24 protein-coding genes are annotated in these 22,838 nt (G+C 38.5%); 16 read left to right on the forward strand and 8 right to left on the reverse strand.

Features of this window, described 5'->3' with window-relative positions; translation table 11 throughout:
* Nucleotides 1-146 precede the first annotated feature (146 nt).
* The 6 genes from KH400_RS02395 to KH400_RS02420 all read left to right on the forward strand — a co-directional run bounded on the left by KH400_RS02395 (nucleotide 147) and on the right by KH400_RS02420 (nucleotide 8,046).
* A complete protein-coding gene (locus tag KH400_RS02395) occupies nucleotides 147-1,421 on the forward strand; it encodes a metallophosphoesterase family protein (protein ID WP_217221606.1) in 1,275 nt (424 codons plus the stop codon).
* Entirely contained in the window at nucleotides 1,418-4,408 is a 2,991-nt protein-coding gene (locus tag KH400_RS02400) for an ATP-binding protein (RefSeq protein ID WP_217221607.1), read from the forward strand. The genes KH400_RS02395 and KH400_RS02400 overlap by 4 nt, the downstream gene beginning before the upstream one ends.
* Before the next feature lie 155 nt (nucleotides 4,409-4,563).
* Nucleotides 4,564-5,247 (forward strand): response regulator transcription factor, encoded by a 684-nt coding sequence (locus tag KH400_RS02405; RefSeq protein ID WP_217221608.1) that lies wholly within the window; start codon nucleotides 4,564-4,566, stop codon nucleotides 5,245-5,247.
* Nucleotides 5,244-6,608: a sensor histidine kinase gene (locus KH400_RS02410; protein ID WP_217221609.1), complete on the forward strand. Its 1,365-nt coding sequence runs from the start codon at nucleotides 5,244-5,246 to the stop codon at nucleotides 6,606-6,608. Before KH400_RS02405 ends, KH400_RS02410 begins: the two co-directional genes overlap by 4 nt.
* Nucleotides 6,609-6,731: 123 nt before the next feature.
* Nucleotides 6,732-7,691, forward strand: a complete 960-nt coding sequence (gene yhaM / locus KH400_RS02415; RefSeq protein ID WP_217221610.1) for a 3'-5' exoribonuclease YhaM — start codon at nucleotides 6,732-6,734, stop codon at nucleotides 7,689-7,691.
* A gap of 76 nt (nucleotides 7,692-7,767) precedes the next feature.
* A complete protein-coding gene (locus KH400_RS02420) occupies nucleotides 7,768-8,046 on the forward strand; it encodes a sporulation YhaL family protein (RefSeq protein ID WP_281418629.1) in 279 nt (92 codons plus the stop codon).
* Nucleotides 8,047-8,090: 44 nt separating this feature from the next.
* On the opposite strand, the gene KH400_RS02425 is transcribed toward KH400_RS02420, so the two are convergent.
* Nucleotides 8,091-8,966 carry a peptidylprolyl isomerase gene (locus tag KH400_RS02425; RefSeq protein WP_217221611.1) on the reverse strand — a complete coding sequence of 292 codons (876 nt, stop codon included), beginning with the start codon at nucleotides 8,964-8,966 and terminating at the stop codon, nucleotides 8,091-8,093.
* A 249-nt stretch (nucleotides 8,967-9,215) separates the two neighbouring features.
* On the opposite strand from KH400_RS02425, the gene KH400_RS02430 reads away from it, so the two are divergent.
* Nucleotides 9,216-9,299: a YjcZ family sporulation protein gene (locus KH400_RS02430; protein WP_217222069.1), complete on the forward strand. Its 84-nt coding sequence runs from the start codon at nucleotides 9,216-9,218 to the stop codon at nucleotides 9,297-9,299.
* 68 nt (nucleotides 9,300-9,367) lie between these two features.
* Nucleotides 9,368-9,454 (forward strand): YjcZ family sporulation protein, encoded by an 87-nt coding sequence (locus KH400_RS02435; RefSeq protein ID WP_217222071.1) that lies wholly within the window; start codon nucleotides 9,368-9,370, stop codon nucleotides 9,452-9,454.
* Nucleotides 9,455-9,525: 71 nt separating this feature from the next.
* Here KH400_RS02435 and KH400_RS23925 read toward each other — a convergent pair whose 3' ends face one another.
* Complete coding sequence (locus KH400_RS23925; RefSeq protein ID WP_246589238.1) at nucleotides 9,526-9,705, reverse strand: hypothetical protein; 180 nt, start codon at nucleotides 9,703-9,705, stop codon at nucleotides 9,526-9,528.
* Between the two features lie 164 nt (nucleotides 9,706-9,869).
* Between KH400_RS23925 and KH400_RS02440 the strand changes: the two genes are divergently transcribed.
* The gene (locus tag KH400_RS02440) at nucleotides 9,870-10,454 is read left to right on the forward strand and encodes a YpmS family protein (RefSeq protein WP_217221612.1); all 585 of its coding nucleotides are present in this window, start codon (nucleotides 9,870-9,872) and stop codon (nucleotides 10,452-10,454) included.
* 66 nt (nucleotides 10,455-10,520) lie between these two features.
* Here the strand turns inward: KH400_RS02440 and KH400_RS02445 are convergent, their stop codons facing one another.
* Nucleotides 10,521-11,066 carry a DUF3267 domain-containing protein gene (locus KH400_RS02445; protein ID WP_217221613.1) on the reverse strand — a complete coding sequence of 182 codons (546 nt, stop codon included), beginning with the start codon at nucleotides 11,064-11,066 and terminating at the stop codon, nucleotides 10,521-10,523.
* 174 nt (nucleotides 11,067-11,240) lie between these two features.
* On the opposite strand from KH400_RS02445, the gene KH400_RS02450 reads away from it, so the two are divergent.
* Nucleotides 11,241-12,911: a diguanylate cyclase gene (locus KH400_RS02450; RefSeq protein WP_217221614.1), complete on the forward strand. Its 1,671-nt coding sequence runs from the start codon at nucleotides 11,241-11,243 to the stop codon at nucleotides 12,909-12,911.
* A gap of 23 nt (nucleotides 12,912-12,934) precedes the next feature.
* The gene (locus tag KH400_RS02455) at nucleotides 12,935-13,285 is read left to right on the forward strand and encodes a DUF1878 family protein (RefSeq protein ID WP_217221615.1); all 351 of its coding nucleotides are present in this window, start codon (nucleotides 12,935-12,937) and stop codon (nucleotides 13,283-13,285) included.
* Nucleotides 13,286-13,313: 28 nt separating this feature from the next.
* Here KH400_RS02455 and KH400_RS02460 read toward each other — a convergent pair whose 3' ends face one another.
* Together KH400_RS02460 and KH400_RS02465 are read right to left on the reverse strand one after the other, a co-directional pair.
* A complete protein-coding gene (locus tag KH400_RS02460; protein ID WP_217221616.1) occupies nucleotides 13,314-13,892 on the reverse strand; it encodes an HTH-type transcriptional regulator Hpr in 579 nt (192 codons plus the stop codon).
* 116 nt (nucleotides 13,893-14,008) lie between these two features.
* Nucleotides 14,009-14,380, reverse strand: coding sequence for a YtxH domain-containing protein (locus KH400_RS02465; RefSeq protein ID WP_217221617.1), 372 nt, complete (start codon nucleotides 14,378-14,380; stop codon nucleotides 14,009-14,011).
* Between the two features lie 295 nt (nucleotides 14,381-14,675).
* On the opposite strand from KH400_RS02465, the gene KH400_RS02470 reads away from it, so the two are divergent.
* Nucleotides 14,676-14,864 (forward strand): hypothetical protein, encoded by a 189-nt coding sequence (locus KH400_RS02470; RefSeq protein ID WP_217221618.1) that lies wholly within the window; start codon nucleotides 14,676-14,678, stop codon nucleotides 14,862-14,864.
* A gap of 72 nt (nucleotides 14,865-14,936) precedes the next feature.
* On the opposite strand, the gene serC is transcribed toward KH400_RS02470, so the two are convergent.
* Both serC and KH400_RS02480 read right to left on the reverse strand, forming a co-directional pair.
* A complete protein-coding gene (gene serC, locus KH400_RS02475) occupies nucleotides 14,937-16,019 on the reverse strand; it encodes a 3-phosphoserine/phosphohydroxythreonine transaminase (protein WP_217221619.1) in 1,083 nt (360 codons plus the stop codon).
* A 232-nt stretch (nucleotides 16,020-16,251) separates the two neighbouring features.
* Nucleotides 16,252-16,683, reverse strand: coding sequence for an HIT family protein (locus KH400_RS02480; RefSeq protein WP_217221620.1), 432 nt, complete (start codon nucleotides 16,681-16,683; stop codon nucleotides 16,252-16,254).
* Between the two features lie 246 nt (nucleotides 16,684-16,929).
* Here KH400_RS02480 and KH400_RS02485 point away from each other — a divergent pair, with 246 nt between their 5' ends.
* The 4 genes from KH400_RS02485 (at nucleotide 16,930) to KH400_RS02500 (ending at nucleotide 21,605) form a co-directional block, all read left to right on the forward strand.
* A complete protein-coding gene (locus KH400_RS02485) occupies nucleotides 16,930-18,519 on the forward strand; it encodes a long-chain-fatty-acid--CoA ligase (RefSeq protein ID WP_217221621.1) in 1,590 nt (529 codons plus the stop codon).
* Nucleotides 18,520-18,827: 308 nt separating this feature from the next.
* Nucleotides 18,828-19,568 carry an ABC transporter ATP-binding protein gene (locus KH400_RS02490; protein WP_217221622.1) on the forward strand — a complete coding sequence of 247 codons (741 nt, stop codon included), beginning with the start codon at nucleotides 18,828-18,830 and terminating at the stop codon, nucleotides 19,566-19,568.
* Nucleotides 19,565-20,791 carry an ABC transporter permease gene (locus KH400_RS02495; RefSeq protein WP_246589240.1) on the forward strand — a complete coding sequence of 409 codons (1,227 nt, stop codon included), beginning with the start codon at nucleotides 19,565-19,567 and terminating at the stop codon, nucleotides 20,789-20,791. Before KH400_RS02490 ends, KH400_RS02495 begins: the two co-directional genes overlap by 4 nt.
* A 70-nt stretch (nucleotides 20,792-20,861) precedes the next feature.
* Complete coding sequence (locus KH400_RS02500) at nucleotides 20,862-21,605, forward strand: EcsC family protein (RefSeq protein WP_217221623.1); 744 nt, start codon at nucleotides 20,862-20,864, stop codon at nucleotides 21,603-21,605.
* A 52-nt stretch (nucleotides 21,606-21,657) separates the two neighbouring features.
* Here the strand turns inward: KH400_RS02500 and KH400_RS02505 are convergent, their stop codons facing one another.
* The gene (locus KH400_RS02505) at nucleotides 21,658-22,833 is read right to left on the reverse strand and encodes a M20 family metallopeptidase (protein WP_246589242.1); all 1,176 of its coding nucleotides are present in this window, start codon (nucleotides 22,831-22,833) and stop codon (nucleotides 21,658-21,660) included.
* Nucleotides 22,834-22,838 lie beyond the last annotated feature (5 nt).

Genomic DNA, 22,838 nt, shown 5'->3' on the forward strand with positions numbered 1-22,838 from the left:
AAGTCAGTATAGTATGTATACACTATTGCAATATTTTTTGTAATTTAAATATTTACTTTCATTTAAAAAGGAATATCATTCAACTTTTTCTTTGGAGAACGTCTGTTCACATACTAAGATATCTTGTAAAATAAGGATACATACGATTGAACGTAATTATTCAAAGAGAAAGGAAGGTGCAAATGGCTGACTTACAATTTATTCATGCTGCCGATTTGCATTTAGATAGTCCTTTTCAAGGATTATCGCATTTACCGGAACGAATTTTTCGACGTGTACAAGATAGCACTTTTACATCCTTTACTCGTATTGTTGATGAAGCAATAAGAAGAGAGGTAGATTTTGTTTTGCTTGCAGGCGACTTGTATGATGGCGAAGATCGCAGTCTGAAAGCCCAATCTCGTTTGAAAGTTGAAATGAAGCGCCTCGAGCAAGCCAATATTGCTGTGTACGTGATCCATGGCAATCATGATCATTTATCAGGGAGATGGGCACGGCTTGATTGGCCAAGCAATGTTTATTTTTTTCGAGATGAAGTTGAAGTGTTTGAGTATGGCAGAGGTGGCGACGTTTTAGCTCATATATATGGTTATAGTTACCCGAGACGAGAAGTTATAGAAAACATATCAAAGAAGTATACGAAAAAAACGGGAGCAAGATATCATATTGGTTTGCTTCATGGTCAAGCGCAAGGAAGTAAGGGGCATGATCCTTATGCTCCTTTCTCGGTTCAGGAATTACTTGATAAGGAATTTGATTATTGGGCGCTTGGACACATCCATCAATATCAACAACTTGATCCGACAATTCTTTACCCGGGAAATATTCAAGGTCGAAATCGCAAGGAAATTGGTGAAAAAGGTTGTGTAGTCGTTCATCTATCAGAAAGCAAAATGGCTACAGAGTTTGTGGCAACAGCAGATATTATCTGGAAAAATACCAAGGTATCAATAACCGGAGTCGACTCGGTACAAGAGATTATCGACCGTTGTGAAGAAGCCGTTGAGTCTAACCGTGAACGGGGTCATGGTGTCATGCTTACCTTCACATTTGTAGGTCATGGTCCTCTTCATTCTGTTTTAGCAGATGAAGAGCAAGTTCATGAATGGTTGAATGAATTAAATGATCGGGAGGAGCGTCATCATTCATTTGTATGGATCGTTTCTTACCAGCGCCAAACAACGATAGCGTGGGATCGTGATCGTTTTCGTCAAGAAGACCATATAATTAGTGACTTTATTGGTGTTGTTGATCAACGTAAACAAGATCAGGATTTTTTCACAAAAGCAACGGCACAATTATATAAACACCGCCGAGCTAAGCGTTACCTCGAAGCATTGTCATCTGAAGAGCAAGAAAGGCTCATTGAGGAAGCAGAAGCGTTGATCATTTCAGAGCTGTTGAAGGAGGATGAACAATGAAAATCACCCGCCTTCATATTTATGGATTTGGCCGATTTGAAGATGTGATCATTGATACCATTTCTCCTTCCATTCAAGTTTTTTATGGTGAAAATGAGGTCGGGAAATCCACCTTGTTGGCCTTTATTCGTGCTGTTTTTTTTGGATTTCCTACAAAACAACAAAAGGAATTGAGGTTTGAACCGAAAACAGGAACAGCCTATGGCGGTAAGATCACATTAGAGACGAACATGTATGGTTCGGTTTCTATTGAGAGAGTAAAAGGGAAGGCGACTGGACAAGTCCGTGTTTATTTTGAAGATGGCACCATTGAAGGAGAAGAGGCCTTACCAAAACTGTTTGTAGGTATGGATCGTTCTATTTTTGAAGGAATCTTTTCTTTTGATTTAACCGGTCTACAAGGGATGAATCAACTAAAGTCAGGGCAGCTGTCTGATTATTTATATGGTGTTGGTATGACAGGGAATACGTCGATGATTAGTTTAGAAAAAAAACTTGAGAAACAACAAACAGAGTTATTTAAACCGAATGGAAAACGGCCATCTTTGAATCAAAAACTAATGGATTTAGAGTCACTGACTCAAACGATAAATGATTGGAAAGACAAACACGATCACTATAATATGATTGTTGCTCAAGTAAAAGATATTGAACATGAACTTGTAAGAGTGAGTCAAAACAAAAATAAACAGAAAGCGAGAATTCGTGAATTAGAAATTGATCGTACACTTCAACCACTTTTTGCAGAGCGTGCAGAGCTCAAGCAACGTCTAGCAAGATTACCTGAGCATGCACCATTTCCAGAGGATGGTTTGAATCGCTTAGAGCTCATTAAAGATAAATTGGTAACGTCACAGTCAGAGAAAATTGAATATGAGCGAAAGATGAAGGACCTCGATGAGAAGGTGAATGAGCTAACCCTTCATGATGATGTCTTATCGTATAAAGAAGAGATTGATCAAATAAAAGAGAATTTACGCGTGCATGATTTACGTCAGGAAGAGTTAAGAGCTTTAAAGCAGAAGGTCGAAACAGATGAGGAAGAACTGAGTGCTTCTCTTGAACAATTAGGAAAGAGTTGGAACGATGGAAAAATCAATCGATGTGAAACAAGTGTTACGGTAAAGGACCAATTGAAAGGGTTGCTAGATGATGAACGTCGGACGCGACAGCAGCTAGAGTTTTATGAACTGGAGCTCGAGAAACGCAGCGCATCACTTAAAGAAGTGAAGCAGCAAATCAAGGAATTAGAGATCCAAATAATCCCAAATGCAGAAAGGGAAAAACTTGAACAACAGCAGCATGCGTATCGGGCTAATAACGCTGATCAGAGGCATGTTGAGAATGCACTTACTAGCCTAGAACAACGACTTAATCAACAGGGGAAAGGACCATTTAGCCAAATTTCGTTGTTGGTCTGGTTCATCCTTGTTGGAGTAGTTGCGACCTCGGTCTGGCGTTTTTACTTAGGAGATTGGTTGACTGGAGGTCTCTTAGTAGTGATTGCATTCATAGGTACTCTCACAATGAAACGTAGGGAGAGTCATGCGGAAAACTTAGCTGTAGAGTTGCAAAAACAAAAGCAAATCATTGAAAGCAATGTAGCCAAGGAGTTTCCATCTGTTGATAGGGATGATCTTGAACATGGAAAATTTTTATTAGCGAAGGATACCGAGTTTCGTCAGCAGCTTCATGTCCTGGAAATGAGTGAATCTAGTGAACAACAGGCATATAAAAACACACTTTTGCATTGTGAGGAATTAGAAAAACGGTTACGAAGCATTTATAACGATATCGATGATTGGGCAGAGCGCAATGGCTTCCCGGCAAACCTTCAGGCAGATCAGTATCTAGACGTTTTTGAACTTGTGGAAAGAGCAAAGCGGTTCGTTAGAGCGATTGAGCGAACAAAAAAACAAGCAAGGGAGATAGCAACAGAAATAGAGAATGAACGTGAGAAGGTTCAGTATGTATGTAATCAGTTAGGTATCCGTTATCAAACATCGCACCATCGTCTCGTTGAGTACATGCTCCAACTTGTTGAAAGGGAGGAAGACACACGACGTCGCCAACAAAGATGGCTTAGTGAGCGAAGGGATATAGAAGATCATTACGCCATCGTCAATGATCAAATCAATTATTATCAAACAGAAGTAGAGTCATTATTTGCTCATGCCGGGGTTCATTCTGAAGATCACTATCGTCTCAAAGGAAAAGCGAAGCAAGATCATGAAGCGATTTGCCAACGACTTGCCCTAGTCAATGATCAAATAAAACGCTTCCTTCCTCGTGATCGTGATATTGAGCAAAAAGGAGCGGAAATTAGGGATATGAATGAGGGGGAGCTCCAAGAACAAATCCGTCAACTAGAAGAACGTATTGAGACATTCGAGAATGAAGAGCAGCAATACAATCGCCAGAGAGCAAAGCTTATTCATCAAATCGAGGAACTAGAAAAAGGAGGATCTTATTCGTACCACCTTCAGCTTCTTGAAACGAAACAAGCAGGATTTAATGATGAAGCGAGAAAATGGGCATTGTATAGTGTAGCAAGTCAGTTAATCAAGGAAACGAAAGTGATCTATGAAAACGAACGTCAACCAAAAGTCATTCAGCAAGCAGGACATTATTTTGCTAAGATGACCTCAGGTGAGTATACAAAGGTATTTGCACCGATTGGCGAAGAGAGGTTTATTATTGAAAGGCGAGATGGACTCAGGTTTACACCGGATGAACTTAGCCGAGGAACAGCTGAGCAGCTCTATTTGTCACTTCGGCTTGCACTTGCTGCAGTTTATGAATCTTCCTCTCCGAATCCAATGATCATGGATGATATCTTAGTTAATTTTGATGAAAAACGTACGAAAGCAGCTATTGAAGTGATTGATGAGGTGGCTAAGCGCCATCAGGTGATCTTTTTTACATGTCATCACCACTTGTTACCGTTGTTTGAGCAGGCTGACGTTCATCGCTTAGGTGAAATTTAATTTGAGTATAGCTATGCAAACATGATATATATGTAATAGAGGTGACGACCGCATACTAATATTTGAAGTTTGCGGTCGTTTTTGATAAATGACAGGATGTTTCGAAGTGGGCACGAATCTAGTTGATAAACACTACAGTAGAAAGGATTGTAGTAATGAGTGAATATGTGATTCATTTAGTAGAAGATGAAGAGAATTTGTCCGAAGTTCTAAAAGCGTATCTAGAGAAAGAAGGGTGGAGGATTGTTACCTTTGCTGAAGGAGATCAAGCACTTGCTGCCATTGATGATGCTCCACATTTATGGATATTAGATATTATGTTACCTGGTACAGATGGGTATACGCTATTAAAGGCGATCAAAGAGCGTTATGACACACCTGTGATTTTTATTTCTGCACGTGATCAAGACTTGGATCGAGTGCTTGGATTAGAAATGGGAAGTGATGATTATTTGGCGAAACCATTTTTACCACAAGAACTCGTCATACGTGCAAAAAAACTATTATCACGGATCTATGGCTCAGCACAGGAGGATCCGAAGAAAGTTGAATTGAATGAGTATGTGATCGATGCAGAAGGAAGAACTGTCGTCGATGCAAAAGATGGTGGAGAGGACCTTGTTGATTTAACGACGAAGGAAATGGACTTAATTTTATTGCTGACTAAACAAGTTGGCAAAGCCTTTTCTCGAGAAGAGATTATTGAACACGTTTGGGGCGAAAATTATTATGGTTCTGAGCGTGCGGTTGATGATGTCGTCCGGAGAATTCGAAAAAAAATGCCACGAATTCATTTAGAAACGTTATATGGATATGGGTATAGGATTCTTTCTTCATGATTAAAGTCCATTTAACACAACGTATATGGTTGTCGTTTATCTCATTAATCGTCTTGGTTGGTGTTTTAATTAGTGTGATCTATCCGATTTCTATAAATGAGACATTAACGGAGGAAACGTACCGGATCATTGAACAGGAACAAGCACGACATGCCAATCCTTATAGTGATTATTTTTCTCCACCACAATCAGAATTAGATTTCATTGAACGGCGTGATGCTGAACGTTCGGTCGGGCACTTATTTGTGTTAAACCAGTATGGAACATTGCGCGGCGATCCTGTTCCTAATGAGGTCTTACAGGAGATGGGCGAAAATGCCTATGCTCAAGAGGAGATGAGGGGACGCTATGAGCTTACTTATCGAGGGGCTACACTCTTTTATGTCATTACAAAGATGACTAGCACCCAACGGGAAGAAGCTTATCAAATTTCTTATATGTGGGACACCTACCGTGACCAAATGGTAAACCGTTTATGGGAACGTCTTGTCTACATTCTGTTGTTAACGGGTGTATTAAGTTTACTTCCAGTGATATGGTTAAAGCGTTATTTACGCCAGCCTTTGACGGTATTAGGAAACCACTTTGAACAAATTTCAAAGAGGAATTGGCAGGAGCCGTTTCATTGGGAGGGAGACGAAGACTTCCAAAAACTATCAAATCAGTTTGAAATGATGCGTCAAAATTTAATACGATATGATCGTTCGCAAAAGACATTTATCCAGCACGCCTCTCATGAATTAAAAACACCGATTATGGTGATAAAAAGCTATGCCCAATCAATCAAAGATGGCATTTTGCCAAAGGATAACATCGAGCAGACGATGGATGTTATTGTTGAAGAAACCAATCGTATGGAAAAACGAGTGAAGGATATGATTTACTACACAAAGCTTGATTCATTAAAAGAAGAGACGCCGAATCGTGAAGAAATTGTTTTCGGAGCGATTGCCTATCAACTGGAGGAACGTTTTAAAGTTCAGAGGGAAGACGTTACGTTTGTGATAGAGGGTTCAGATGTAACGTTTACTGGTGACTATGAACAATTACAAGTATTATTGGAGAATTTAGTTGAAAATGCACTTCGGTATGCATTGGATAAGATCTGGATTAAGGCTGCATTGACAGATGAGCATGTCATCATTTCAGTGGAAAACAACGGTGATAAAATTGAAGAGACAGATTTGCCTTATTTGTTTGATCCCTTTCATAAGGGGATTAAAGGACAATTCGGGTTAGGATTAGCGATTGTCAAACGGATTGCTGAACTACATGGTGGCTATCCTTCTGTTGAAAACAAGGACGATGGTGTATGCTTTAAATTAGCGCTACCAAAAGAAGCTAAGGATGATAGGGTATAACACCTTGTATTACTTTTCTCCTAAACAATGACAGTGAGCGAGTTATGTTTATGCTATACTTTTAAGGCGAGCAAGATATTGTTCATAAAACGAAAGAAAAGTCTAACTCTAGAGGTGGGAAGAATGAGAAAGGGAATTATTTATTACCATGTAGGTGAGAGTCTCGAAAGCTATTTTTTAATAAAATCAGTTACAAAAGGTGTAGCAAGTAATGGAAAACCTTTTTTAACGATTATCTTGAGTGATCATACAGGTGAGATAGAGGCAAAACTCTGGTCTTGTTCTCCTGAGGATGAGGCTACATTTGTTAGCAAATCAATTGTTCATATTATTGGTGATGTATCTGAGTATCGCGGTAAAAACCAATTAAAAATCAAAAGTATACGTCCAACAACCGCTCTTGATCATGTAAAGGTTGCTGATTTTGTCCGTTCAGCACCTCTTGATCCTGAAGAGATGTTAAGTCAGATCAACCAGTTTATCTTTGATATAAGTAATGCAAACATTCAACGAATCACAAGGCATTTAGTAAAAAAACATGAAAAGATGTTTTTAGAGTCTCCGGCTGCAACGAAAAATCACCATGAGTTTGTATCTGGACTTGCCTATCATGTTGTATCGATGTTGGAACTAGCAAAATCAATTGCTGCTCTTTACCCTTCGTTAGATACAGACCTTCTTTACGCAGGTGTCATTCTTCATGATCTTGGTAAAGTGAGAGAGTTATCTGGACCAATTGATACATCATATACGATTGAAGGAAAGTTATTAGGACATATCTCAATTATTGTCACTGAAATTGTTGAAACGGCAAATGAATTAGGCATAGAAAGTGAAGAGGTGTTACTGTTACAACATCTTGTCTTAAGTCACCATTCAAAAGGAGAATGGGGAAGTCCGAAAGCGCCGTTAATTCGTGAAGCTGAAATTTTGCACATGATTGATAATATTGATGCGAAAATGAACATGATGGACAGAGCACTTGAACGTGTACAACCTGGGGAATTCTCGGAGCGAGTTCGTGCCTTAGACAACCGCTCGTTTTATAAGCCAAGCTTTCATGAAAAACCGTTGGATGTTTAATAGATTTCATAGACATACCTTACTAGACGGCTGCATATAGTAATAGAAATAGCTTGTCTAGTTAGGAGGGATTGAGTTGGACAAACAAAAACTCATAAAAGCTTCGGCAGCAGCAGCGCTTGGTTTGTTAGCACTTATTTTTCTAGTCTCATCTACACCGGTGGCAGCTTTCTTTCAAACAACACCGATTTGGGTGTATGCTGTCATTATAGGCATTATTGCAAGTGGATATTTATCATTTAAATTTTCACTAGAAGAAAAAAGAGTAGAACAGAAGTGGATTGAGCAAGAGGGGGAAGTGTATATGAAGCGAATTGAGGCTGAGAGGGCGCGACGAAAACAATTGCCTGAATAAGAATTTTAAATAATAAAACGGCAGGAGCTCCTGCCGTTTTTTGTTTAAAATAGGTTTTCAAATTGTGGGTCTTTAATATCAATATTTGCATTTTCGAATAGCTCAGCTTGTACTTCTTCAATTGGTCTTGCTTGCTGTTGTACTAGCCTCTCACGAATGTCTTCTTGAAGTTCTTCAAAAGATGATTTTCGGTCGTCAAGCTTAATAATATGGAATCCAAATTGAGATTCAACCGGTTCGCTCAACTCACCAACATCAAGGTTAAATGCTGCCTCTTCAAACTCTGCAACCATTTGACCTCGACCGAAAAATCCAAGATCTCCACCTTGAGTTGCTGTACCATCCATTGAGTATTCTGCCGCAAGGTCTGAAAAGTCTTCACCTGCATTAAGCTTGTCCATGACTTCATTTGCCGTCTCTTCATCTTCAACTAAGATGTGGCTGGCTTTTACTTGTTCAAGCTGTTCTTGGTTTTCTTCAAAGTACTCTTGCATATCTTCCTCAGTAATGTCAATTCCCTGTGTTGATAACTCTGTAAGGACTAGCTGAGGTAAAATCATTTCATCTTTCAACTGGTCAATTGTAGATATCGGAAACTGGAACTGCATTTGCAGCATTTGTAACAGCTGTTCATCGTCTTCGATTCCAAATTCTTGTTTTAATGACTCTAACTCATCATTAATATCCGCTTCCGTAATATTTAATGCATCTGCTTCTGAACGTAGAAGTTGAGTTTGAACCATTTCAGAAAGGACAGTCTCACCATATTTCTCTTTTAATTCACTAACGAATTCTGCTTCTGTAATCACCATATCATTCATTTCAACGATTGCATCGCCTTCAGAGGCTTCATTCGTATTGCAGGCGCTAAGAGCGACCATACCAGCTATACCTAATGTGAACAATAATCGTTTGGACACGATTCACCACTCCTCTATACTTGTTGCTAAATTTTTAATGAGCACAATCATAACTATAGCATATTAAGTATTTAATTGAAAAACAATCTTCAGTTTAGAGGATATTCAAAAAGGGGTGTTTTTCCAATGTTTGAACAATGCACTTATAAAGTCACCGTGGATGAGAGTACAAAATAAGTAAAATGCCTATACCAATTTTATTTTTGTTGCATAGCATACTAGTAATCAAGTGATTAAGGAGGAATGAATATGTCTCACGGTTATTACGGCGGCTTCGCGCTAATTGTCGTGCTGTTCATCTTATTAATTATTGTTGGTGCTGCTTGGGCGTAGTAATTAGCTAGTAGGCGAAATAAATACTTGTTGCTAAAATGAAGGCCTTTTGAAGGAGGAATGTATGAATGAGTCATGGATATAAGGGTGGCTTTACACTCATTGTCGTTTTATTTATCTTGTTAATTATTGTAGGCGCAACTTGGATGTATTAATGAAGAAAGATAGGGGTGCGGGAAAAGGCGTAAATAATGCCTTTTCCCGCACCCCTTTGGTATTTATTTAGTTACGTAAATAGGATTTTTACGTAAGTAGACGTCAATAGGATAGTCATTAGTACATTTATTGTGCGAAATACTTTAGGTTGTCTTTCTTCAGGAATTTCTTTTTGTAAACAGAGAGCGTTTGTCATTGAGTTGATCATAAATAAGATAAATAAAGCAAAAAATATAAAAAAGAAAAGCATGTTATTGCCTCCAATTCGTCATATCTCCTTCATTAACTTTATCAAAAGTTTAGTGAAAAAGATAGTTTTTTAAATAAGAAAAAAGCTAGTAACAGGTTGGAAGTTCATAGTACGATAAAGGTAGAAGCAAGGAAGTCACAGATGATAGGAGAGAGACGTGTTTCGTGAAAGAGGATATTAGTAAATGGTGGAAGTATGCGTGCCTAACATTGCTTTCATTGATCGTTATGTTCGTTGTTGGTGTTTTTATCATCTTCAATCAGCTATTTCCAGAAGTAGAACAGACATCACCCATTCACTTTATAGATCAGGACAGTGAAGTTGCTTTCACAGTTTCAACGAATCGTGAACAAATCAACCAATGGATAAAATCAGAGCTTGCAAGTAATGAGCAAGAGACGTTGGACTTTTATGTAGAAATCACCGAAAACCAAATTTTATTTGAAACGTACTTAACAATATTATGGCGTACGACAAAAGCTGAAGTTACGTTTGTTCCTGAGGTTGCACCAAATGGTGATTTGCTCTTACAGCAACAGTCCGTTCAGGTTGGCAATCTTCCTTTGCCAGGTGAACAAGTCCTACAAATGATAGATCGTCATGTTGAGTTACCGAAGTTGGTTACGGTTTATCCAGATCAAAGGCTTGTTCGTCTGGCAGTATCAGAGCTTGAATTTGGAGGTTTTACATTCGGTGTTCGTCAATTTGATTTAGAAAACAACATCATAGAATTTATGATGCGACAATAGCTAGATTCCTACTAGGTATGACATTTCATGTTTGTCATACCTAGTTATATGTGTAGCCATCTATATTTATGCCGCTTTCCTTATCAATATATGGAAACCGTCCTCATGGTCTTCAATCAGGCAATCTTTTGGTGCTTGTAATAATTGTTTCGCGTAAATGAAATCATAAACACTTAAACCAATATTTAGCGCCGAAAAGATTGATAGATAATGTACGAATTGTGGCATGAAATAAGAAGCAAACATGCAAAAAATAGTAACGGAGATAGCCGGTGCAAGAAGTGATACTAGAAAAAGTTTTCGAGAGATCACTTTCTCAACATTACGATTAATGATTGGCACTTGTCTTCGCTGACGACGGACTTTAAAATGTATGCGATTGCCTGTCAGCCACAAGGGTAAGCAATGTAAAAGTTGGTGAATCGGACCAACTAATAATAGACCCATGAGAAAAGGGAAAAATCCGTACTCTACCAAGTGCGTTGCTGGAAACAACGTGCTCAGCACTAAGTAAGAAAATAAAAAATATAGTATGATAGCACTAATAGAAAGCATTGTTAGCCATAAAAACCCATAATCACGAGATATATTAATTGATTTCCAGCAATTCATATGTAATCGCACCTCCTTCAATCTATTTGACTAATTTACGATGTATTTGGTTATAAATCAATACCTATGACAAAAAATATTAAATTTAAAATTTTTTCGACACTAATGAAGTTTGCGTGAGATGTAAATGATGAATGATAAAGGGAATAAGCTGGCTATTGGAGGAATTTTTAAATGAAAAAGGAAATAAGTAATGAAACGAAAGAGCAAGTATTTAAATTGAATGCAAGAAATCGATTAGACGATTTATTAAAAGTAGCCAAGTCCCTGCGTCCCGTTGATTCAAATGTTGAACAAATGATTTTGAAAGAGGTATCTGAGCTGAAGTCAGAAGCAAAGATTTTAGGGTTAACGGAATTTACGCATATTGCCTCACTTGTTGAAAAGATGGGCGATGCTAATGAAATGATTCCTTTCTATATGAAAAGGCTGGTTGTCATCGCATTGGAAGAATTATTAGAACAGGTTCGACACACACATGATATACAGAAAAGATTACCGAAAGTACATGACCAAACGTTAATTGAAGCACTGAGGGAAGACCATAGGCAAGGTGGACCTAAGTCGATGTTAATTGTCGATAGTGATCTTTTGTTTTTGAACCGTGTGGCAGCCATTTTGAGTGAAGCGGGCTTTATGGTTGAAAAAGCAAATAATGGTACAGATGCATTGAGAAAAGTGTTAGACAAGTCGTTTGATTGTCTTGTTATAAACTATGAAATCTATGATACCAATGGAGCTGATTTTCTATCGGACTTGAGTGAAGTCATGACACACAGCTTGCTACCAATTGTGATCATTTACAATGATGAAGTGATTCAAACACAAGTCGATAGTAAAAAGATTCTTGCTGATGATACATTTGTAAAGCAAATAGAGCTAGACCCTTTACTACTAAGTGTACAGAGAATCATTGCTAGGAATGAGCGTATGAAACAACAAGTATATATTGATGAATTAACCGGTGCTTATACGCGTAGATTCTTCTTAGAGCAGCTGGAGTCACTGTACAAACAAGAGAATAGTAAGCAGGAGGAGTCGACGATTGCAATTATCGACCTCGACTTCTTCAAACGGGTAAATGATACATATGGTCACACAGTAGGAGACGAAGTGCTTAAGACATTTGCTCGGTTTATGCAGTCGCATGTTCGTGAACAAGATGTGTTTGCCCGCTATGGTGGTGAAGAATTTATCCTGTTATTCCCTGGAATTGATAGCAAAACAGCGGAAAAGCAATTAAACCAGTTGAGAGAAATATTTAGTAAGCAAAAGATTGCTGTTTCAGACGATGTCGACATCACGCAAACATTTAGTTGCGGAATTGTTGAAATCAAAAACGAGCAACTTGAAGTCATGACACCAACTGAACTCTTAAACGATGCAGATATCGCTTTATATGAGGCCAAAAAGGCGGGAAGGAATCAGGTGCTCGTATATCATGAAGGAATGCAAGCCAAAAATCATAAATATAAAATACTGATTGCCGATGATGATAAATTGATGCGGACAAAATTATTCAAGCAACTAGCAAAAGGAAATTGGGAACTATTACTTGCGACAAATGGTGAAGAAGCATTATCGATTGCCGTTAGTGAGCAGCCACAACTGATATTATTAGATGGGTGGATGCCCAAACTTGACGGGTTTCAGGCTTTACAGAAGCTAAGGGAGGACGTTCAATTTAAAGATACGGCTATTATCATGCTTACCGGTAATGACTCTTATGAAGACATCGCACAAGCGTTAAATATGGGTGCGGATGACTATGTAACGAAACCATTTTCAATCATTGAATTAGAGGCTCGGATGAATCGGTTATTGATTCGAAAAGACCTGAGATAGGGTATAAGGGTAGGTGAAGAGGAATGGAAACAATTGAAGAGCGGGTAGGGCGGTTAGAATATTACAAAAGGATCTTCGTTGAGATGGTGGATAAAGAGCGTTTCCCCTTTTATTATTTAATGGTTGAAAACGATTTGACAGAAGAAGAGGTAGAGGAGGTCTACGCTCTTTGTGAACATCTTAATCAACAATTAGAGGAGCAAAGAGATTCAGGTTTGTTGAACTACACTTCGCTCCTCATCCATTTTGTAGGTATGTTAAATGTAAAACTGAATCCAGAAGTAACGATTCAAGCCCTCTATAAACAAGGGTATTACCAACCATTAATGTTGCGGTTACGGAGTTTGATCGAAGAGATAGACAATTACGAATGAGAGTGAGGGAATAGGGCATCTTCTATACTCAGCTTGTTTCTAGTTCTTTATTTGAAATGGGTGTAAGTCGTCCATCCTCCTCGTCAAAGTCATGTTCAAATTTCTCTAACGACTTCTCAAAAATAGTCATAAAGTCATTGCCATATACGTGTCGGATAATGCTCATTAACTCAGAAAACTCTGGAAATTTTCCGTATAGTTCTTTAATTGGAAGTGCGCCACTATAAACACTATGATTACTAGGATTGTAGTTATCAAGAGTTTGTAGTAGTAGTTCCTCTCCATGATCAGTAAGATATACGTACGTATTCCGCTTGTCATTTTCTCTTTTGGAGAACGTTAAAAACCCTCGTTCCTCAAGCTTCTTTGAAAAATTAAAGGCAGTGGACACGTGCATCACTCCGAACTTCGCGATATCAGAAATCGATGCTCCTTCCAGGTGATACGTAATCCATAAAATATGATGTTCATTAATGTTTAAATCGTACGGTTTAATCCATGCTTGCCAATCTTTTTCAACAGATTTCCATAAAGCTTTACTTAACTGAGCGACTTTGTGGCTAAAGATAATTGATTGTTTTGTAGAATAAGGTTCATGACTATCCATCGTACTCCCCCCAATAAAAAATATTTGTTTACGATATTTTCTTTATATTATGACAAGAAATAGGTGAATAATAAAGGGTCTTTGATTATTTTTTCAAAAAATTCATTATTTTTTCGCTAAAGTTTTTCGTCATGTTCTTTTTTTGGTGTTCTTTTCGTTTCATCGATTGTTTTTTGAAGCTCATCGATTTCTTTTTGCAATTGATGGAGATGTGGTTTAATATCATCCTTCCAATCATCAACAGAGTCTTTCATTTCTGAAGCGGTCGCTTTCATCTTATTGACTCCTTCGTTCCATGTCTGTTGAAACTGACTTTTTAGTGCAATGCCTTCTTGCTTTGCTGTTAACAGGTTATCTTTAGTGGTGTTATAGTTAACCTTCACTGAGTGGCGTAACTCTTTTCCAGGAAGTGGTGTTGTCAGTAGCGTTGCTACACTCCCGATAACCCCGCCAGCTACTATACCGGCTATGAATGATTTGGTTTTCATTGTGCATCACCCTTCTGGTCGTTGTGTCTATATCTAAAATTTTTATGTTAAAAATTTTTACTATACGAGATTGGAACGTTGAGTTTGGACCTTCAGTTATAAAGCCAATTCACTTTCCGCTATGTCAGTCCGTGTCGTCGCTAGACAGCGAGTAGAGCTTTTCATAGTTCTATCTAAAGAAATTCTTCATAAATATTACATTAAACGATTTGTAACCGGTATCCATTCACCCGTTAACATTTCGCCGGTATAGTGATTTGTACACCTTCATTAGCAGCGTAAAGGAGGCTTGTGTATGTTTGGCGTTGTATTTGGATTGTTTGCTGCTTCTGTATTGTTCATTTATGGAATGATCCACACGCTTCTACAATTTAGAAAAGTCTCACAAGAACATAGTAAAAAGTGGAGGAATTATAGTATTCGCCTTGGTTTATTAGGATTAACGACGTTGACTGTTGCTGTTGTGCTGTTTAAACACTTATAACCCTAATAGGTGTTTAAAACAAAGCACCTCTGACTAGTCACATAGTCTGAAGGTGCTTTGGTAAAAGCTGTCTTATTTTTGATTCTTGAATTCAATCATAAATTGTCTTAATGCTTCACAAGCTTCAGGCGTTACCGCATTGTATGTAGAAGCACGACATCCACCAACCGAGCGGTGGCCATTGAGCCCAACAAACCCTTTTTCTTTTGCTTTTGCAAGGAACTCTTGATTTAATTCTTCGCTTGGTAAATTAAAGGTTATATTCATAAGTGATCTGCTGTTTTTCTCTGCATGTCCCTTATAAAAGCCGTTGCTCTCATCAATCACATCATAAATCATGTTTGCTTTTTCAATATTTCTCGCTTCAATTCCTGATGTACCACCTTGTTCTTTTACCCATTCAAGTACATTCGCAAGCATATATATTCCAAATGTTGGTGGTGTGTTATATAACGAGTTTTTGCCAGCGTGTGTATCATACCGTAGCATCGTTGGCACATTTTCAGGAGTTTTTTCCATCAAATCTTTGCGCAAAATGACTACAGTAACCCCAGATGGACCAAGGTTTTTTTGAGCACCAGCATAAATCATTGAAAAGTTGTTCACAGGTAATGGACGACTTAAAATATCGCTGGACATGTCGGCAATCACATTCGTGTCACCGAAGCTCGGAAACTCTTGCCATTGTGTACCGTAAATCGTATTATTGGATGTTATATGTAAATAGGCATCATTATCATTAATCGTGATATCGTTAGGCGCTGGAATGAACGTATAACCGCTCTCCTTACTACTTGCTCCGATCGTAGTTGCTCCTAATAGCTTACCTTCTTTTAATGCTTTTTCAGACCAAGAGCCTGTAAGCACATAATTTCCTTGTTGACCATCGCTCAGGAAGTTCATCGGAATCATCGTAAATTGAGTACTTGCCCCACCTTGTAACAATAATACTTCATAGTTGTCAGGGATTTGTAATAATTCCCGAAGTAATGATTGGGCTTTGTTATGAACTGCTTCGTATTCTTTACTGCGGTGACTTAATTCCATAACAGACATGCCTGTATTTTGAAAGTTTACTAATTCTGCTTGAGCCTTTTTTAATACGTCGACAGGCAACGCAGTAGGTCCAGCATTAAAATTATAAGCACGTTCCATATCTCTTCACTCCTTTAATTCATTAACTCATTGATGTGGATAGTTTACTCATATCGTAACATGTTCGGCATATAATTTTCTATTGTTTTTTAGATTATTTGAAAATTTGTTGCTTTTAAAAGAGAAAGATTAGATGTAGACGAAAAAAGGGAGTCCAACAGTAAGGTAACAGTCACCACTTCATAAGTGAGAGCGGATGGTTACTCTTTATCGGACAGCCCCTAAACAACGCTTATTCAATTCCTTCTGAAATTTGATTGGCTAGTTGCTGTAAATCTTCGGGTGAATAATCTTTGCTATGGTCTTTCCACACGGCACCGAAGCCATCTCCTTCACCGTAACGTGGAAGTAAATGTAAGTGGTAATGGAATACGGTTTGCCCCGCTGCTTCTCCGTTATTGTTAACGGTATTTAAACCAATCGGGTTAAATTGTTTTTTTATTGCATTTGCAATTTTAGGCACAACGGAGTAGAGGTGGCTAGCAACGTCAGGTGACAATTCAAAAATATCTTTTTGATGAACTTTTGGGATGACTAATGTATGTCCTTTTGTCACTTGACTAATATCAATAAAGGCTAATACATGCTCGTCTTCATATACTTTAGCAGAAGGGATTTCTCCTTTGGTAATTTTGCAGAAAATGCAATCTTGATCTGCTGACATCTAATATCACCCTACCTTTTTAAAAATGGAATATATTTCATCATAGCATATTTACCTTGAAAATTGTACAAGGATAGCCGGGGACTAGCACTTTACCCTTTTTATGGTATTTAAGTGTACTAAAACAGTTTAATTAATTCTCATATTTTATAAACACAGCTGTCAAAATTTGTGGTATAATATTTTTGAAAATTATAAAAAGATAAAAAGTATGGAGTGTGTAAATTACAAAAGGAGGGAACTAATATGCATGTACCTTTAGTCTTAACACATTTTCTTGATCGAGCTGTTAGTTTATACGGAGAAAAAGTTGCAGTTATTGATGGGGACAAATCAGTTACTTATTCTGAGTTAAATGACCGTGTGAATCAACTTTCTCATGGTTTGGAAGCGCTTAACATAAAGAAAGGTGATAAGGTTGCATACCTAGCACCAAATACACTAGAAATGCTAGAAGGCTTTTATGGAGTTTTTCAATTAGGTGGCGTGATGACACCATTAAATACGCGCTTAAAGCCAGACGACTATGTCTTTATTCTTAATCATAGTGAGAGTCAAGTGTTATTTGTTGAAGAGGAACTGTATCCGTTAATTGAGCCTGTTCGAGATCAGTTAACCTCAGTGAAACAAATTATCATTCACAGTGCGACAAAAGAATACAACGATTGTGTTAATTATGACAAGTGGTTAGCGGGGTATCCAGCGACAGCATTTGATCGAGCAGAACTTGAAGAAACAGATATTGCAAGCCTTCTCTATACGAGTGGGACAACCGGTAATCCAAAAGGGGTTATGTTAACTCATCGTAGCAACTATTTACATGCAATGGGAGCAATGCACCATTTACGAGTTTCAGATCAAGATACACTCATTCATATCCTGCCGATGTTCCATGTCAATGGCTGGGGATCGCCATTCTATTACACGGCCAATGGAGCTACTCAAGTGATGCAACGTAAAGTAGATGCAAAAGAGATCTTTGATAAAGTTGATAAATATAAGGTAAGTGTCGCGCATATGGCACCAACCGTATTAACGATGCTACTAGAATACTATTATAAAGAAAAGGAACAACTTAGCTTTGATCATGATACACGTGTTGTCATCGCTGGGTCTGCACCACCACCAGCATTTGTTACTCGAGTGGAAGAAGATCTAGGTTGGGAGTTTATTCAAGTGTACGGTATGACGGAAACGTCGCCATTATTTACAACTTCACAAGTACGCTCTCACCATTTAGACTTACCAAAGTCTGAACAAGCTCGACTAAAAGCTAAAGCTGGTTATGCGATGGTTGGTGCGATGGTAAAAGTTGTTGATGATGATGGCAATGAAGTTCCACATGATGGCAAAACAACCGGTGAAATCACGCTACGATCCAATGGTGTGATGGAATGCTATTTGAAAAATCCTGAGGCAACCGCAGAAACGATTCGAAATGGTTGGTTGCATACGGGTGATATGGGTACCGTTGATGAGAAAGGATATATTGACATCGTCGACCGGAAGAAGGACGTTATTATTAGCGGTGGGGAAAACATCTCTTCCATCGAAGTAGAGGGTGTACTATATGAACATCCGGCGATTCTCGAAGCTGCGGTAGTAGCTGCACCACATGAGAAGTGGGGAGAAGTTCCAGCTGCAGTTGTGGTTCTCAGAGAAGGGGAATCGTTAACTGAGGCGGATGTGATTGAATTTGCAAGAAGCAAAATGGCTCACTTTAAGGCTCCTAAAGTTGTTTCATTTGTGGAAGCGCTACCGAAAACAGCGTCTGGTAAGATTCAAAAGGTTCAAATTCGCAAAGAGTTTTGGGGAGAGGGCCGTATGGTTAACTAACCAAAGCTGAGAGGATGTCCCAAAAAGGTAAATCAACCTTTTGGGGCATCCCTTTTTTAAGAGCGTAAACACTTCTGCCATCAACGGATACACCAATGCCAGAAGTGTTTACGTATTTTCATTTTAAAATAGCATAGGAATAGTTAAGAAACAGTTTCTACAACAGTTTGTGTGAAGGGACTGTTTTTATTTATGCAAGGGGTATCTATAGTGATCAATTTTAATAGTTATTGGTATCAAGGGGATTAAGTTTGGTACTATAGAGATATATTGGTGTACATTTCGATTAGGTAGAGGATGAGAATCTTATGAATAAAATATTAGAAGTGGATAATGTTTCAGGTGGGTATCACTCACAAAAGAAAGTCTTGTATGACCTGAGTTTCTCAATTAAGGAAAGTGAAATTGTTGGTCTAATTGGTTTAAATGGAGCCGGTAAGAGTACAACAATTAAACATATATTGGGCTTAATGGAACCTACAGCAGGTTCGATTAAAATTAGCGGTAAGACGTTTTTCGAAGCACCGGAAGAATACCGTTCGTATTATAGTTTTATTCCAGAAACTCCAATTCTTTATGAGGATTTGACCTTAGCTGAGCACCTCGAATTAACAGCAATGGCCTATGGCTTAGATGAAACGGTATATAAGGAGCGTACGTCTCAGCTCTTAAAAGAATTTAAAATGGAAAAAATGATAAAGTGGTTTCCGAGTCACTTTTCTAAAGGGATGAGACAAAAAGTGATGATCATATGTGCGTTTTTGGTTCGACCTGATCTGTATATCGTCGATGAACCAATTGTCGGATTAGATCCCCTCGGTATCAAATCATTTTTAGATCTTATTGTATCGATGAAAGAAGAAGGGGCAGGGATTCTGATGTCAACACATATCCTCGCGACTGCAGAACGCTATTGTGATCGTTTTGTGATCCTCCATCAGGGAAGGATCGTTTTAACAGGGACCTTAAATGAAATGCGAGACAAATTAGGTTTACCAACGGCAACATTGGATGATATTTATATTGAAGTAACGAAGGATGAACAATGATGAGAGAAGATGTCATTGGTTTATGGAAACAGCGTGTCAAGGACTATTGGAACGAAGCGATTCGCTACTTAAGGTTAATTGCCAATAGTGGTTTTTTATTTACGATTTATATATTAATCATATTAGGAAGTTATTACTATAGTCTGTTTCTTGACTGGTTGCCGGATACATTTCCAACTGTATTATTTTTCGCATTGGTGATTGGTTTTCTCTTAACAAAAAGCCCTGTTCGAACGTTTGTTAAACAAGCTGATATTGTTTTTCTATTGCCGTTAGAGGCGAAACTTGATCGTTACTTTCGAGCTTCAATCGTTTATACGATGGTGTTTCAAGCGTTTACGTTAGTACTCGTCATGATTGTCTTGTCACCGATGTATTTTCAACGAATAGCAGGAGAACGGTATTCGTTTCTTGGTATCCTTCTTATTCTGTTAGCGGTAAAGTTTTGGAATATTACAGTGAGTTGGGAGGAACAGCGACTGCAATCCGAACGGAGTCGTGCGATGCATAAATGGCTACGGCTAGCGGTAAACATTAGCTTTGCGCTGTTAGTATTTGAGCAAGCGCCTATGATTTATCTCCTAGTGCTAGCTGTTGTGATGTTAGCACTAACCCTTGTTTATTACCGTCACCTAAAACGAATGCATAGCGTGAAGTGGGAGCACCTCATTGAAGTTGAAGAACGAATGTTAATGTCGTTCTATCGAATGGCCAACTCATTTACAGATGTTCCACACTTAAAGGCAAAGGTGAAACAACGGGCATGGTTAAGTGCTTTCACTCACTTGATTCCATTCAGACAGCAGTCAACGTTCCAATATCTATTTTTTAAATCATTTATTCGTTCAAATGATTATCTAGGCATATATGTTCGTTTGTTATTCATTGCAGGTTTGTTAATTTATTTACTTCCAAGTGGCTACATGCAATTGTTTATTTTTGCACTCTTTTTGTACATGTCGGGGTTACAGTTGTCAACGTTGTGGAACCATTATACGACCAAATTGTGGATTGATTTATATCCCTTACCACTTGAGGCAAGAAAACAATCATTCTCATTTGTAGTTTTTATCCTATTGTTGTGTAAAAGTGTGATCCTTACATTAGTGGCGCTACTCACTAGTGGGGCGATTACGAATTTGATAATGTTTATAGTGGTTGGAGTCGGCTTTAGTTATTTTTATGGCTATAAGCTAGTGCATCGAAGAAAAAAATACGCATAGATCATGTCGAGCCCTCATTAGTAGAAGTAATGAGGGTTTGAAACTTTTGATAAAAAAGTAGGTGACAACGATGGAGTATGAAAAGAAAGCCTTTGAGGAAATGAGGCGTTGGCAAAGAAAAATGATGAAGCGCCAATCAATGGCTGGTCGTTTTGCGAAAAAAGTTCAGAAGAAAATGAACAGTTATATTCCTGATAAGGTCCATGCGTTTGTTAGCTCAAGTATTAAAAATATGGTCCATGCGACTTTAATTGGGTCTGAGTATACGACGCAGAAAGTACCAGCGGAAACAAACTCCTTACAAGAGTGCGAATTAATGGTCAAAAATGCGATCATTAAATATAAACGAACGGCAGCTGCAGAAGGTGCAGGGACTGGGGCTGGAGGGATCTTGTTGGGTATGGCTGACTTTCCGTTATTGTTAGGGATTAAGATGAAATTTCTATTTGATGTTGCCAGCATTTATGGTTTTGATGTGAAAGATTATCGTGAACGGCTCTATATTCTGCATTTGTTTCAACTAGCATTTTCGAGTGAGGAGAAGCGTCATGAGGTGTTTTCAATTGTTTCAGATTGGGAGAAATATGTGAAACAACTACCAGAGAAAGAGGTGTATTTAGAACAAATTGATTGGAAATCATTTCAATTAGAATATCGAGACCATATCGATTTAGTAAAAATGCTACAACTCGTTCCAGGTTTTGGAGCGATTGTAGGAGCTGCAGCAAATTATCATTTTTTAGATGTACTAGGGGAAACGGCTATGAATGGTTATCGAATGAGAATCAAACAAAGACAGGAGCTATCTCGTTAAAGGGGCTCCTGTCTTTGTTTGGTTAGTGCGTGTTCAACATGCTACGAGTCTGTTAACCTTTTAAATAATCTAGCGTTGCTGAACCTAATGTTTTCGCGGCAAGCAATAATGAACGTTCATCGATATCAAATTTAGGATGATGATGTGGATAAGATACGTCCCAATCTGGGTGTTTGGCTCCTGTAAAGAAAAATGAACCTTTGACATGTTGGAGGTAATAAGCAAAATCCTCACCGCCCATTTTTGGTTCCATGTCTTCAAGGGTATTCACACCGGGTACGTCATTTGCTGCCTTTACTAGTTGGTTCGTTTCATATTCATGGTTCACAACAGCAGGATAGCCTCGGAAGTAATCGTAATTAGCCGTGACTTGATTGGCAATACAGGTGCCATCTATTACTCTTTTTATCTCTTCTTCAAAATGATCGCGAATGGATTCATCAAACGTGCGAACAGTTCCAACTAGTTTTGCAGAGTTAGCGATGACATTGAATGCATTACGCGCGTCAAATGAACCAATTGATAAGACCGCAGATTGTAGTGGGTTCACTCGACGACTGACAAGTTGTTGCAAATGAACGACAAGCTGTGAAGCTGTGACAATCGCATCTTTTGTTAAATGTGGTTCTGCACCATGTCCTCCATGACCGATGATTTCAATTTCAAAACGGTCAACTGCTGCCATAACCGGGCCCACGCGGTATTGAATCTTTCCTAATGGTTCTGTGGCCCAGAGGTGTGTTCCGAAGATGACATCTACACCTTCAAGACATCCGTCATTGATCATCTCAATCGCCCCACCAGGTGCGTATTCTTCAGCATGTTGATGAATAAAGACAACGGTACCTGCTAATTGCTCTTTCATTTGATTTAAGACGGTTGCAAGTCCAAGCAAGCTTGCCGTATGGCCATCGTGACCGCAGGCATGCATTACCCCATCAACTTTGGATTTGTATGGAACATCCTTTTCATCTTGAATAGGTAAAGCATCAAAGTCTGCACGAAGAGCGACGGTAGGTCCTGGTTTACCACCCTTTAATGTAGCAACAACACCGCGACCACCGACCTGGGTGCGGACGTCATGTCCGAGCTTTTGATGGTAGTTGGCGATGTAAGCGGGTGTTTCTACTTCTTCAAATGAAAGTTCTGGGTGTTGATGTAAGTACCGACGGATCTCTACTATCTCTTCATAGATTGAATCAAGTTGTTGAAATAAATGCTCTTTCATTGTTT

It is taken from the genome of Desertibacillus haloalkaliphilus (genome assembly GCF_019039105.1).
Taxonomy (GTDB): domain Bacteria; phylum Bacillota; class Bacilli; order Bacillales; family KJ1-10-99; genus Desertibacillus; species Desertibacillus haloalkaliphilus.